The following is a 13994-nucleotide window of genomic DNA, read 5'->3' on the forward strand; positions in this document are numbered from 1 at the left end:
TTAAAGGAGTGAACACAATGACAAATGGATTTAGTGAGAACACCAGGGAAGACCAACAACATGAAAATAAGACTGATGATTCTTTTTGGATTGAATTTTATCCAAAACTACAGCGATATTGTCACTTTTTAGCCCAAAATAAATGGGATGGCGAAGATATCGCTCAAGAAGTTTATTTGAAAGCTAAGAAATATTCCACTGCAAAGCATAAGATGACCTCAGCTTTGGTAAATAAGATTGCTTACAATCATTGGATTGATGTGGTTAGAAAAAGAAAAAACGAATCAAATCATATAAATCATGAAATTTCTAGTCAATTAGCAGCGAGTCAGACGGATGATAGGATGAATTCGGTCGATTTATTGGTAAAGCATTTCACACCAAAACAAGCCGTCATTTTTATGCTCAAAGAAGCATTTCAATACCAATCAAAGGAAATTGCAGCTATTCTTGGGACAACAGAAATGGCTATAAAGTCCAATTTGAATCGTTCTAAAAAACGTCTTGAAAAAATAAATGAAAATGATCGTTCCTTCCCTATGGAATTATTTTGGGATGAAGAAGAACGAGATAAATTAGCTGATTTATTTGATGAATCGTTAAAAGTCCAAGATCCTAGCGTTTTAATTGATTCACTCTCATCATTCAAAAGTGTTATGGATGTTCCACAGCTTGTTTCAAGAAATATTGGATCGTATAGAATTCACACTCCTTCAAGCACTCTCTGTATGGCTGCTTAGCCAATATCTGCTTTCAAGGAGGATTTATCAATGAGTACAATTCCATATGTTATTGAACAATCTAACCGTGGTGAACGGTCCTATGATATTTATTCTCGTTTATTGAAGGATCGAATTATTATTATCGGTGATGAAATTAATGATCACACGGCGAACAGCGTGGTGGCTCAATTATTATTTTTAGCGGCGGACGCGCCTGATAAAGAAATTTCACTTTATATAAATAGCCCAGGAGGGTCCACCTCAGCTGGGTTTGCTATCTATGATACCATGCAATACATTAAGCCAGATGTTCGTACCATTTGTACAGGGATGGCTGCATCATTTGGAGCGATGCTGCTGCTCGCCGGTACAAAAGGTAAACGGTATGCTTTACCAAATAGTGAAATTATGATTCATCAGCCACTTGGAGGTGTTAGAGGGCAGGCAACAGAAATAGAAATCTCTGCAAGACGCATCCTAAAGTTGCGTGAACATATTAATCAGATTATTGCCGACAGAACCGGCCAAACTATTGAAAAAGTAGCAAAAGATACAGACAGAGATTACTTTATGAGCGCCGAAGAAGCCAAAGCATACGGAATTATCGATGAGATTCTATACCCCAAAGAATAAATCAAAAATAATAATGCAAAATATGAAGAAAAAGGTTAGCCATTCGCTGGCCTTTTTTTATTGACACCTTTTATGACATGTCTTATAGTTAAACAGGTGAATAGTTTAACAGTTTAACTAATTTTAAAAAGTGGGGTGAAATGGACAATGGATAAAAAAATCATTCAGGAATTAATCGACCGGTACGTGTCCGTTTCTTTTGATGTCAATAAGAAAGCAGCATCTTTACTTAAGTGTCAGATAGGAGAGGATTTAACCACTGACCAGCACTATATTCTAAGTTATATAAAGCAATCGCATAATTGCACATCGTCTGAATTGGCAGAAGCCTTTGATGTAAATAAAAGTGCAATAACTGCTATTATCAACCGGTTAGCAGACAGAGGTCTCATTGAAAGAACCCGTGATGAAAATGACAGAAGAGTTGTTTATCTAACTTTAAGCGAAAAAGGAAACGAGCTGCACAACAAAACTCAGGAAAAAGTACACCTTTTAGTAGAGTCATTTATCACCCAATTTGATGAAACAGAAATTACAAATTTTATCAATACTTATGAAAAATTAGCCCTGATATTAACCAACATGAAAAAGGAAGAAGTGGGGGAATAAACGTGAGAGCGATTATTAAAGGAAAATGGTTTATCCTTATTGCCTGGATAGCATTGATTGCAATGCTTTTTATGGCTGCACCAAATATGGAAAACCTTGTCCGTGAAAAGGGGCAAATTAACGTTCCAGAGGGCTACTCATCTACTCTCGCTGAGAAGATTCTAAAAGATGTCCAGTCGAGTGAAAATAGCGGGAATGAGCTGCAAACAGTCTTAGTCTTTCATAGTGATAAGAAGTTAACGAATGAAGACTTTGATAACGCAGAAAAAGCAGTTAACATGCTTGAGAAGAATAAGCAAAAACTTGGTATTACCTCGATCCTAACTCATTTTAATCAAGAAGAATTAAAGGAACAGCTAGTATCTGAGGATGGTAAAACCATTCTTGTTTCTGTAAATGTCATAGCAAATGACCGTGAAGGAAAAGAAATATCCAAAGACTTATATGAAGCACTTGATGCTGTTGAGATAGAACACTATTATACCGGAAACTGGTTAATTGCCGAAGACCTTGTAACCAACTCTCAAGAAGGTCTGAAGAAAACAGAAGGTATCACGGTTGTGTTCATATTGTTCGTCCTATTACTTGTGTTTAAGTCAGCAATTGCTCCGATTATTCCATTAGTAACGGTAGGATTTAGCTATTTGGCTTCACAATCCATTGTTGCTATTTTAGTAGATAAAGTGAGTTTCCCCTTATCAACCTTTACGCAAATTTTCTTAGTAGCAGTCTTATTTGGAATCGGTACAGACTATTGTATTTTACTGCTAAGCCGTTTTAAAGAGGAAATGACTAAGAATGATAATGTAGTAGAAGCAATTGTTATTACCTACAAGAATGCTGGGAAAACAGTATTCTTCAGTGGATTAGCCGTTATGATTGGATTTGCTTCGATTGGGTTTTCAACCTTTGTACTATATCAATCAGCAGCAGCGGTTGCCATTGGTGTAGCGTTATTGTTACTGGCACTTTTTACGGTTGTTCCATTTTTTATGGCAGTGTTAGGAAAGAAACTTTTCTGGCCATCTAAGGGTAAGCTTGAACACGGGGAAAGTAAATTTTGGGGATTTGTTGGCAGGTTTGCTCTAGCACGTCCTTTAATTGCATTACTCATTGTGGCAGCTATTTCAGTGCCAGCTTTATTTACCTACGATGGAGATTTATCTTTTAACTCTTTAGAAGAGATAGGTGATGAATTTAATTCTATCAAAGGATTTAATATCATTTCTGACGGCTTCGGTCCAGGTGAATCTATGCCTACTCAAATTGTCATTAAAAATGATGACGAAATGAATACTTCAGAATACATTGCTATTACTGAAAAAATAAGCCAAGAACTTAATAAAATTAGTGAAGTAGATTCGGTACGTTCTGTGACACGTCCAACAGGCGAAACAATTGATGATTTATATATATCTGAACAAGTAAAAAGTCTAGGTGATGGACTTGGCCAAGGGAATGAAGGAATTCAGAAGATTAGCAGTGGTCTTGCCGAGGCAGGAGACCAGCTTGAAGCCAACCAGCCTAAAATGGAAGAAGCTGTAGATGGAATTGGCCAGTTAATTACTGGTACGAACCAGTTACAGTCCAGTATGGGAAGTATTCAAAAGAACCTTGCTAAAATTGAAGATGGCCTAATTCAAGGTGCAACCGGTACTACTCAAATAAAAGAAGGCTTAACAGTTGTTAAATCTGAGTCTGCCAAGGTATTAGCAGGCAGCAAACAATTGCTTGATGGTTACAAACAAGCAGAGAGCGGCCTTGCTGCTCTTTCCGGAAACTACCAACAAGTAGCAAAGGGTGTTAGTGATTTACACGATACCTTAGCGGCAACAAATCAATATTTTACTAATTTAGAAAGTCAATATAGTGGTATTGAGGAAAATGGTAACTATAAAGCTATAAAAATGACCATTCAAGGTTCACAGGCAGCAACAGCAGAATTAGCTGGAAGCTTAAATCAATTGAATGCTGGATTAAAAGGTGCACAAGACGGTATCAGTTTTGCTAATGGGAAATTCTCAGAATCCATCACTGGCCAAGAAGCCCTTGTGAAAGGAATGGAGGATCTCTTAAATGGTCTAACTGAGATTGAAGCAGGACTTTACACATTGGGTAATGGCCAAGGACAAATTGTGGATGGACTTCCTCAATTTTCAAATGGTTTAAGTGGTGTTAATAACGGTCAGCAGCAAATTATGACAGGTTTTCAAGACTTGGGTGGTCAAATTACTCAGTTGACAGATGGATTGACGCAAAGTGCTGATGGATTAAACCAAGTATCTGATGGTTTGAAGTCTGCGGAAGAATATCTAGCTGGAGTAGGCAGCCAAGAGAAAAATGGTTTTTATATTCCACAAGAGGTCCTAAACAGCAAAGACTTCGAACAAGTTCTAGATACCTATATGTCAAAGGATCATAAAGTAATGACAATTGATGTAGTATTTAGCAAGAATCCGTACTCAAATGAAGCCCTTAATCGAGTACCAGAAATTAAGAAAACTGTTGAACGGGTGGTAAAGGATACAAAGCTTGAAAATGCAGAAGTAGCAGTGGGTGGAGTATCAAGTATGCACCATGACCTTGATAAAATTTCACAAGCGGATTACTCACGAACAGTGGTGCTGATGCTGATAGGGATTACGTTTATTCTAATCATTTTATTCCGTTCCATCATTATGCCGCTTTATTTGATAGGATCGTTAATCTTAACCTACTATACTTCTATGGCACTAGCAGAGGTCATTTTCGTCAATTGGTTAGGTTATTCAGGTATTAGCTGGGCTGTTCCATTTTTCGCATTTGTTATCTTAATAGCGCTCGGTATTGACTATAGCATTTTCTTAATGGATCGTTTTAACGAATTTAGACATATGCCAGTAGAACAAGCAATCCTTATCGCTATGAAAAAAATGGGAACCGTTATTATCTCTGCAGCAATCATTTTAGGAGGCACGTTTGCTGCGATGATGCCGGCTGGTGTTTTATCCTTGCTCCAAATTGCGGCTATCCTCTTAATCGGACTTTCACTCTATGCACTCGTGATATTACCATTGTTTGTCCCGGTCATGGTAAAAACATTTGGGGTAGCAAACTGGTGGCCGTTTAGAAAAAATAACGATAGTGTAGTAGATCATCATTCAACACATATGTAAAAAAACAGCTCGCTGATGGTTTCAGCGAGCTGTTTTTTTAGGTTATTCAACAATAACCGTTCCTTTAAACATATTCATTCCACAGCTAAAGGTGTATTCACCTTCTTTATCAGGTGTAAAGGTTAACTTGGTTGTACCTGCCTTTAGGTTAACGTTATTTAAATCAAAATCAGGCATCATGAAGGTAGAAAAACAGCTATTATCACCTGGATTTGTAATATTTAATTCCACTGGCACTCCTTTTTTTACTTTAATAACATTTGGGGTGTAGCCAGTTGGTGTAATCATCATTTCAATTTTGGGATTGGTTTCCTTCGTAATATCTAATTCTGTATTTTTGGGTGAGGTACTGGTATTATTCTCTTCTGTTTGAACGGCTTCGCTTTCACCAGGAATTTTAACCAAATCACTGCTATATAAAAACAAGAATAAGGCAATGAGTACTAATCCAGCGGATAAGATATTAAATGGAGAAATTCCTTTTGTATCCAGTGTAAGTTTTCCATTTGTGTCTACAATAATGAATAATAGGACGAGGCCAAGAATAATAACATACACACCTAGTAATATTCCTAATATAATGGTTGGGTTATCGAACTGAAGAATTGCCCCCAATAGAGCACCCATTATTCCACTCACGACCCCAGTGGCTGACCCTGTCAAAATGGCAAGGATTCCTATCGGCTGACCAGCGATAAAACCAAGGATAAAGCCTATTAACATACCCAATCCAACAGGGAAAAATAATTCGCCTGAAAGTATACCGCTAATATAGCCAGCTAAAAGTCCACTCATCATGGTTAGTACCATTACGACTACCAGTCCAGATAAGTGAGCTAGTTTATTATTGTTCCGATGTAAAAGGAAAATAGAAGACCCTGTCATTAAACTCATAATCACGATTGTGAATATCGATAACATATACATTAAAAAAACTCCCTAAAGTTTATAAACAACATATGTACATTATAAATGCAATGTATTGTATTTTTAGAGACTTTTATGAACGTTTAATGAAACTTAGAGAAAAATAAAAAAGACGTCAAGTAACGTCCGGTTAATTAGGGGATTATTCTTTCTTTTCATGATCTAATGTATTTTTATAGATTCTTTTTAAGGCTTCATTTTGCATTTTCATAAGTTCCAGTAAGTATTGCTTTTCTTCCTCTTCCTGTTCTACCTCATTCTTTTCTTCGTTTTTCAAGGATATCACCTCATTTACATAATTGTAACCTAAATAGTGGTTAAGAATAAAGATATGGAGAAATGCAAATCAGAATAATTTTCCATAATAATATTTGACATTTTTGTATCTGAAATATATAATTTTGAAAAATAGTATTGAAACTGTGATGAGGATTAGTAAAATGTAAATGGTCTTACAAAGAGAGGAAACCATTGGTGGAAGGTTTCTTAAGACAAACATTTGAACCTGCCTCGGAGTTCTGTATCGGATCATTTTGTTGAAGATACATGCGGATAAAATCCGTTATCATGTCGAGAGTATAAAGCATTTGCTTTATGAATTTAGGGTGGTATCGCCAGGTCTTGGTCCCTTTTTGGGGCCAAGGCCTTTTTATATTCAAAAAAATAATGAGGTGTCAAAATGGCTAAGGAATTTGTAAAAGATGTTACCAGCATGGATGAGGATTTCGCCCAATGGTATACCGATGTAGTAACAAAAGCAGACTTAATTGATTATTCAAGTGTACGTGGATCGATGATTATTCGACCTTATGGGTATGCCCTTTGGGATAATATAAAAAATGAATTAGACCGCCGAATCAAAGAAACAGGGCATGAAAATGTCTATATGCCTTTGTTTATTCCAGAAAGCTTATTGCAAAAAGAAAAGGACCATGTTGAAGGCTTTGCACCAGAAGTAGCATGGGTTACACATGGTGGTTCTGAGGAACTGGCAGAACGATTAGTTGTTCGCCCAACATCTGAAGTTCTTTTTTGTGAGCACTATAGCCATATCATCCATTCTTACAGGGACTTACCAAAACTCTACAACCAATGGGCAAACGTGGTCCGCTGGGAAAAAACAACCCGTCCTTTCTTACGGACATTAGAGTTTTTATGGCAGGAAGGTCATACAGCACATGCAACGGATGAAGAGGCAATGGAAGAAACCATCAAAATGCTGAATGTATATGCAGCGATTTGTGAAGAGATTCTTGCAATTCCAGTAGTAAAAGGGCAGAAGACGGAAAAAGAAAAATTTGCAGGTGCGAAAGCTACTTTTACAATTGAAAGCTTAATGCATGATGGAAAAGCACTACAGTCAGGAACTTCCCACCACTTTGGTACAGGGTTTGCGGAAGCATTCAATATCCAATATACAGATAAAGAAGGAAAGCTTCAGTATGTTCACCAAACATCATGGGGCTTTACAACAAGAATCATTGGAGCCTTAATTATGGTCCATGGTGATGATCGTGGTCTAGTGATTCCTCCAAAAGCGGCGCCAACTCAGGTTATGATTGTGCCAATTGCACAGCATAAAGAAGGAGTTCTTGATTTTGCTTATGAGTTGAAGAAGTCCCTTTCAAATGTTGCTCGAGTGGATATAGATGCAAGCGATAAAAAGCCAGGCTGGAAATTCAATGAGTACGAAATGAAGGGTATCCCAGTTCGTTTGGAAGTTGGACCAAAAGATATTGAAAACAAGCAGGTTGTGTTAGTGAGAAGGGATACATTGGAAAAAGTATTCGTTCCATTGGCTGAACTTGAAACAAAGCTTGCAGAATTACTCGATGATATTCAATCAAATTTATATAATAAAGCATTGAACCACCGTGAAGAAAGAACATCCGTGGCTGTGACGCTTCCTGAATTAAAGGAAAAGCTTGAAGCGAAACCAGGCTTTATTAAAGCAATGTGGTGCGGTGAACTCGCGTGTGAGGAGAAAATCAAAGAAGATACAACAGCAACATCAAGATGTATCCCATTTGAACAAGAACAAGTTTCAAATACATGTGTATGTTGCGGTAAAGAAGCTGACAAAATGGTTTACTGGGCAAAAGCATACTAATATGATTTTTAGACTCTTCCTTATTGGAGGGGTCTTTTATTAATAGACCCTCATGAAGCCCGAAATCAAAAGAAAATTGAAATAGTGGTAACCAAGAAAGGCTCTTGATGCCCGAAATCAAAAGAAAACTGAAATAGTGGTAAACAAGAAACGTTCATGAATCCCAAAGTCGAAAAAGAAATGTGATAATGGACTTCAAGAAGATCCAAAGTTTCGAAAGGGGGAAACAAATTGAAACCTATATTAAGAGAATTTCCAGAGGAGTTTACTACCGAGAGATTATTGATCCGTAAACCCTTACCAGGTGATGGCAAAGCGGTATACGAAGCCACACAAGCATCACTTAATGAACTAAAACCGTGGATGCCATGGGCTCATATGGATCAAACAGAGCAAGATGTAGAAGCCAATATACGTGATAGTATTGCAAAGTTTATTACCCGTGAGGATTTAAGATTACATCTTTTAGATAAAGTAACTGGTGAATTTATTGGTTCATCAGGGCTGCATAGAATAAATTGGGCTGTGCCTAAGTTTGAGATAGGCTATTGGATTGACACACGGCATTCGGGAAAAGGATATATCACGGAATCGACGGAAGCAATCACTAATTTCGCTTTTAATGAACTTCAAGCAAAGCGAGTTGAAATCCGCTGTGATTCTACTAATATAAGAAGCAGAGCCATCCCAGAGAAATTAGGATTTACATTAGAGGGAATATTAAAAAATGATAGTCTATCAGTTGAAAGCAGGGAACTCAGAGATACCTGCATTTTTGCAAAAACAATATAATTAAAGAGTGCTACCAAATAGAAAGAGGTTTCTCACCTGTTGTGTTAGTGGGGCCTCTTTTTGTTCGTAAATAAGAGTAATAAATGAAAATACATTTGCAATTTAATACTTATTTTTATCCATTATAGTATAATTATGGAAGTTGGTAAAATTTTGAAAGGGGATATATCATGACGACAATTAGTTTAATGAAAAAGGCTGCAGGAGTTATTTTAGAAAAGAAGAAACTTACTGATGTGGTTGCAAGAGTTGGGTTAATCTTGGATATTTCAGGGTCAATGCGCTCACTGTACAAAAATGGGACTGTTCAAAAAGTTGTGGAGCGAATTTTAGCTGTTGCCAGTCAGTTTGATGATGATGGAACACTTGATGTTTGGGTGTACGACAATGAATTTTCTCGATTGAAGTCAGTAACTGAGAGAGAATTTGTTAATTATGTAGATGAGTATATTTTACGTAATGATTTAATCCATAAATTTGGTAGGAATGATGAACCTCCAGTAATGGAGGATGTTATTAATAAATATACGGTTGAACAACCTGAGAAGGTTCCAACATTTATCGTGTTTATCAATGATGGCGGTTGTAATAGAACGATTAAAAAGCCAATAGTTGAATCCTCCAATAAACCAATTTTTTGGCAGTTTGTGGGTATTGGTGATTCTAACTTTGAAGTACTTGAAAAACTGGATATCATGGAAGGTCGTTTCATAGATAATGCAAATTTCTTTCACATTAAGGATATTGAAAAAATATCCGATGAAGAATTGTATAATAATCTGCTAAATGAGTTTCCTCAATGGCTGGTAGAAGCAAAATCCAAGGGGATTTTATAATATTAAGATGGTACTTTAGGTCTAGTACAAAGTATTCAAATATAATAGAATGTGATTTAAATCACTTACTCCTTGTGTGGTATCTCATATAATCACTATATAAATAGTAATAACTACATAAGGAGTGTTCGTTTTGTTAAATCAAAAAACAATCGAAATAATTAAATCAACCGTACCTGTTTTAGAAAAACACGGAGAAGCCATTACAACACGTTTTTATCAAATGATGTTTGGGAATCATCCTGAACTTTTAAACATCTTTAACCATGCAAACCAAAAACAAGGAAGACAACAAAGGGCGCTTGCGGGGACAGTGTATGCTGCGGCACAATATATTGATAACCTTGAAGCAATCCTTCCTGTTGTTAAACAAATTGCCCATAAACATAGAAGTCTTGGAATTAAACCGGAGCATTATCCAATTGTCGGCAAACACCTTTTATTAGCGATTAAGGATGTACTCGGTGATGCAGCTACAGATGAGATCATCAATGCCTGGGGAGAGGCTTACGGGGTAATTGCAGATGCCTTTATCAGTGTTGAGGCAGAAATGTATGAAGAAGCCGAAAAACAACAAGGTGGATGGGAAGGTTTCCGTAGTTTTATTGTAGACCGTAAAGTAAAAGAAAGTAATGTTATTACATCCTTCTATTTAAAACCAGTGGATAACAAGGAAATTGCTCAATTTCTACCAGGTCAATATATTAGCCTAAAACTTGAAATCGATGGGGAGGAGTTTACCCATATCCGTCAATATAGCTTGTCTGATGCCCCTGGCAAAGATTATTATCGCATCAGCGTAAAACGTGAAGCCGGAACAGCCAACCCTGATGGAATGGTATCAAATTACCTGCATGACGGTGTAACAGAAGGAGAAATCCTAAATGTAAGTGCTCCAGCGGGAGACTTTTTCCTAGATATTGAAAAAAATACACCTGTAGTGTTATTAAGCGGTGGCGTAGGATTAACACCAATGTTAAGTATGTTGAAAACAGTAGTTGAAGTGCAGCCAGAAAGGAAGGTAACTTTCATACATGCGGCGGCAAATGGAAATGTTCATGCACTTAGAGATGAAGTAGAAGCCCTTGCTTCGAAGGACAATGTGACCTCATTCTTCTTTTATGATTCACCAACGGAAGAGGATCGTAAAAACAATACCTTCGATGTTGAAGGCTATGTGACACAAGAGTGGCTTGTAAACAACACATCAAGTTTAGATGCAGACTTCTATTTCTGTGGCCCTCTGCCATTTATGAAATCTATTAATACTTCTTTAAAGAATTTAGGGGTAAATGATGAAAGAATTCACTTTGAATTTTTTGGACCAAAAGATAGTTTAGAAGAAAGTGCCAAGAAAGAACCGGTTTCCGTTTAGGAAATCGGTTTTTTTATGGGTTGAAAGTTTGATTCAGACATTAATTGTGATTAAATAAAAGGTAGAAATAGCCAGAAAGGATGAAGCTTTTTGAATAAGAATGTCATAAGGTCCATAACAATGGTATCAGTATTTTTTTGCCTCCTCTGGCTGGTAGGACTTGGGTGGGCTGTAGCTGAATATTACGCAGGTAAGCCCGATAAAATCCCAGAGAAAACCGTTATTGAAAAGAAAGCAGAGAAAAAAGATGGAATGCATATTGTTGCCTTAGGTGATTCCTTAACAAGAGGAACAGGCGATGAAACCGGAAAAGGCTATATTGGTGTCCTTATGGACGAAATAAAGGAAAAATCAAAACAGGAAGTGCGGCTAACAAATTTAGGTATTAGCGGACAAAGGTCTGACCAGCTAAAGCAGCAAATTCAGCAAACGGAAGTTAAACGGCAAATTCAATCAGCAGATATGGTTTTAGTCACAATGGGCGGCAATGATTTGTTCAGGGGTGGACAAGGGTTATTTGAAATTAATACAGAAGACATTACTGAAATTGAGAAGAAATTCCTTGAGAACATGAATTTTATTTTCCAGCAGATTCGGGCAAGTAATCCAAATGCAAATGTTTTCTTCATTGGCCTATATAACCCATTTATTGACTTAGAAGAGGGTAAAGAGATGTCAAAAGTAGTTCGTCATTGGAATTATCAGAGTGCGGAATTAAGTGCTACTTTCCCAAAGATTGTATTTGTACCAACATTTGATCTTTTTGAGCTAAAGGTCAATGATTATCTATATACTGACAAGTTTCACCCAAATACAAAAGGGTACCGTTTAATAGCTGAACGAGTAGCTTCATTGCTTACTTGGTAAGGAGACCGGCGAAGATGGAGAAAATAACTTTATCTGTACATAATTTGAAAAAAACAATCGGCAAAAAAGAAATCATTAAAGGGATTAGTTTTGATTTAAAAGAAGGCGAGGTATTTGGATTCTTAGGTCCAAATGGTGCCGGTAAAACGACGACTATCCGGATGTTAGTAGGATTAATCAAACCTACTTCAGGAAGCATTCAGATTGGCGGCTATAACATTGAAGAAAACTTCGAGGAAGCAATGAAACATCTCGGCTGTATTGTTGAAAATCCTGAATTATATCCGTATTTATCTGGTTATGATAATCTGCTGCATTTTGCGAATATGCTTGAAGGGATTGGCAAAGAGCGAATCGGTGAAGTGACGGAGCTTGTGGGACTAAAAGATCGAATTCACGATAGAGTAAAAACCTATTCACTTGGAATGAGACAAAGACTGGGGATTGCCCAGGCGCTATTAGGAAGACCCAAGGTATTAATTCTTGATGAACCAACGAATGGGTTAGATCCTGCTGGAATTAGAGAAATGAGGGAGTTTATTCGGTTCCTTGCTGAAGATGAAGGACTGAGTGTTCTTGTATCTAGCCATCTATTAAGTGAAATTCAATTACTTTGCGACCGAGTGGCGATTATTTCTAGAGGAACCGTGATTAAAACGGATTCTGTTCATAACTTGTTATCAAATAGAGAACGAGTTGTATGGCGTTTCCATCCAATAGAGGAGGGTAAGCAGGTTTTACGTTCCTTCACAACCATTGAAGAAAGAGAAGATGGGTCCATTTCGACGGAATATGATGAGATTAAAACAGCGCAGTGGAATAAAATGCTTGTGGAAGCAGGTATTTCTGTGACTGAAATGAATCGTAAAATGCCTGTATTGGAAGATTTGTTCCTCGAGTTAACCGGGGGTGATTCTATTGAATAAGCTGATTCATAATGAAATGATGAAGCTGATTGCCAAAAAGCGCCTAGTTATCATAGCCATTATTATTGGCATTCTGGTTGCAATGTTTACCTATGCCCAATATAAAGAGGTTGAAAGACAAAGGGAAAAGTTAGGAACCGACGATTGGCGGACGATGATACAACAAACCATTATTGACCAGCAAAACCGAATTAGCAGTGCCCGTATTTCGGATGAATGGAAAAAACAACTGCAAATTGCCTTGCAGCAAAATCAATATTATTTAGATCATGACATAAACCCCTCAGAACCTGGTGCTCCGACGTTTATGAGAATATTTTTGGAGAATTCAATTGAACTATTTATCCCATTAATGGTGATGGTTATTGCCAGTGATATTGTATCCTCTGAGCATAGTCAAGGCTCGATTAAGTTACTATTAACTCGGCCAGTTAAAAGATGGAAAGTCCTTCTGAGTAAATATATCAGTTTAACTTTTGCCATCTCTTTAATTGTAGCTATAGCCGGAATTCTCTCTTATGGTATTTCAGGATTGGTGTTTGGTTATCAAGGGTGGGGAGCACCAGTATTGACTGGTTTTAGTGTGAGTGATACAGGTTTAAATACCGCAAGTGTGAAGTTGATCAATCAATGGCAGTTTCTATTAATGGATTTTGGACTTGTATGGTTTGTGGCGATTGTCGTTGGGACTCTTTCCTTCATGCTTTCTGTTTTAATTCGCAGTACGGCTGCTGGCATGGGTGTTATGCTCGCTGCCCTAATTTCAGGTGCAATTCTTAGCAATATGGTTTCGTCGTGGGAGTCAGCTAAGTATTTCTTTATGGTGAATTTAAAGCTAACAAACTATATGAATGGTAACCCGCCGCCAATTGAAGGGATGACATTGTCATTTTCAATGTTGGTTCTACTTGTGTGGTGGGCGATTGGATTATTTGTTTCATTCTTTGTATTTACCAAAAAGGATGTATATTAAATCGATTAAAAGAGCTATTCCTGCAAATAGGAATAACTCTTTTTATTTTGGCTGTGTCAAAGGTAACTG

The 13994-nt window shown here is 37.2% G+C and carries 13 protein-coding genes and 1 other annotated feature; of the genes, 11 read left to right on the top strand and 2 right to left on the bottom strand.

The window, feature by feature from the left end:
- Positions 1-17 precede the first annotated feature (17 nt).
- The 4 genes from CHI06_RS11620 to CHI06_RS11635 all read left to right on the top strand — a co-directional run bounded on the left by CHI06_RS11620 (position 18) and on the right by CHI06_RS11635 (position 5119).
- A complete protein-coding gene (locus tag CHI06_RS11620) occupies positions 18-740 on the top strand; it encodes a sigma factor-like helix-turn-helix DNA-binding protein (RefSeq protein ID WP_095248716.1) in 723 nt (240 codons plus the stop codon).
- Between the two features lie 30 nt (positions 741-770).
- Positions 771-1355, top strand: coding sequence for an ATP-dependent Clp endopeptidase proteolytic subunit ClpP (gene clpP / locus CHI06_RS11625; RefSeq protein WP_095248717.1), 585 nt, complete (start codon positions 771-773; stop codon positions 1353-1355).
- Positions 1356-1502: 147 nt separating this feature from the next.
- Positions 1503-1964 carry a MarR family winged helix-turn-helix transcriptional regulator gene (locus CHI06_RS11630; protein WP_095248718.1) on the top strand — a complete coding sequence of 154 codons (462 nt, stop codon included), beginning with the start codon at positions 1503-1505 and terminating at the stop codon, positions 1962-1964.
- Positions 1965-1966: 2 nt separating this feature from the next.
- Positions 1967-5119 (top strand): MMPL family transporter, encoded by a 3153-nt coding sequence (locus CHI06_RS11635; protein ID WP_095248719.1) that lies wholly within the window; start codon positions 1967-1969, stop codon positions 5117-5119.
- A gap of 42 nt (positions 5120-5161) precedes the next feature.
- On the opposite strand, the gene CHI06_RS11640 is transcribed toward CHI06_RS11635, so the two are convergent.
- Positions 5162-6046 (bottom strand): cupredoxin domain-containing protein, encoded by an 885-nt coding sequence (locus tag CHI06_RS11640; protein WP_095248720.1) that lies wholly within the window; start codon positions 6044-6046, stop codon positions 5162-5164.
- A 142-nt stretch (positions 6047-6188) separates the two neighbouring features.
- Entirely contained in the window at positions 6189-6323 is a 135-nt protein-coding gene (locus CHI06_RS30455; RefSeq protein WP_257009251.1) for a hypothetical protein, read from the bottom strand.
- 136 nt (positions 6324-6459) lie between these two features.
- Positions 6460-6679: a binding site (T-box leader), on the top strand.
- A gap of 46 nt (positions 6680-6725) precedes the next feature.
- On the opposite strand from CHI06_RS30455, the gene proS reads away from it, so the two are divergent.
- The 7 genes from proS (at position 6726) to CHI06_RS11675 (ending at position 13925) form a co-directional block, all read left to right on the top strand.
- Complete coding sequence (gene proS / locus CHI06_RS11645; RefSeq protein WP_095248721.1) at positions 6726-8156, top strand: proline--tRNA ligase; 1431 nt, start codon at positions 6726-6728, stop codon at positions 8154-8156.
- 231 nt (positions 8157-8387) lie between these two features.
- The gene (locus CHI06_RS11650) at positions 8388-8948 is read left to right on the top strand and encodes a GNAT family N-acetyltransferase (protein ID WP_095248722.1); all 561 of its coding nucleotides are present in this window, start codon (positions 8388-8390) and stop codon (positions 8946-8948) included.
- Between the two features lie 170 nt (positions 8949-9118).
- Positions 9119-9784, top strand: coding sequence for a vWA domain-containing protein (locus CHI06_RS11655; RefSeq protein WP_095248723.1), 666 nt, complete (start codon positions 9119-9121; stop codon positions 9782-9784).
- Positions 9785-9917: 133 nt separating this feature from the next.
- On the top strand, positions 9918-11159 hold the full coding sequence (gene hmpA, locus CHI06_RS11660) for an NO-inducible flavohemoprotein (RefSeq protein ID WP_095248724.1): 1242 nt from the start codon (positions 9918-9920) through the stop codon (positions 11157-11159).
- Between the two features lie 90 nt (positions 11160-11249).
- Positions 11250-12026, top strand: coding sequence for an SGNH/GDSL hydrolase family protein (locus CHI06_RS11665; protein WP_095248725.1), 777 nt, complete (start codon positions 11250-11252; stop codon positions 12024-12026).
- 14 nt (positions 12027-12040) lie between these two features.
- Positions 12041-12952: an ABC transporter ATP-binding protein gene (locus tag CHI06_RS11670; protein WP_095248726.1), complete on the top strand. Its 912-nt coding sequence runs from the start codon at positions 12041-12043 to the stop codon at positions 12950-12952.
- Positions 12945-13925, top strand: coding sequence for an ABC transporter permease (locus CHI06_RS11675; RefSeq protein WP_095248727.1), 981 nt, complete (start codon positions 12945-12947; stop codon positions 13923-13925). Before CHI06_RS11670 ends, CHI06_RS11675 begins: the two co-directional genes overlap by 8 nt.
- The last annotated feature ends 69 nt before the right edge of the window (positions 13926-13994 follow it).

Source organism: Bacillus sp. 7884-1 (genome assembly GCF_002272245.1).
Taxonomy (GTDB): domain Bacteria; phylum Bacillota; class Bacilli; order Bacillales; family Cytobacillaceae; genus Neobacillus.

Coding starts and splice junctions, on each gene's coding strand:
- CHI06_RS11620 (WP_095248716.1), top strand. CDS start 18: ATGACAAATGGATTTAGTGAGAACACCAGGGAAGACCAACAACATGAA.
- clpP (WP_095248717.1), top strand. CDS start 771: ATGAGTACAATTCCATATGTTATTGAACAATCTAACCGTGGTGAACGG.
- CHI06_RS11630 (WP_095248718.1), top strand. CDS start 1,503: ATGGATAAAAAAATCATTCAGGAATTAATCGACCGGTACGTGTCCGTT.
- CHI06_RS11640 (WP_095248720.1), bottom strand. CDS start 6,046: ATGTATATGTTATCGATATTCACAATCGTGATTATGAGTTTAATGACA.
- proS (WP_095248721.1), top strand. CDS start 6,726: ATGGCTAAGGAATTTGTAAAAGATGTTACCAGCATGGATGAGGATTTC.
- CHI06_RS11655 (WP_095248723.1), top strand. CDS start 9,119: ATGACGACAATTAGTTTAATGAAAAAGGCTGCAGGAGTTATTTTAGAA.
- CHI06_RS11670 (WP_095248726.1), top strand. CDS start 12,041: ATGGAGAAAATAACTTTATCTGTACATAATTTGAAAAAAACAATCGGC.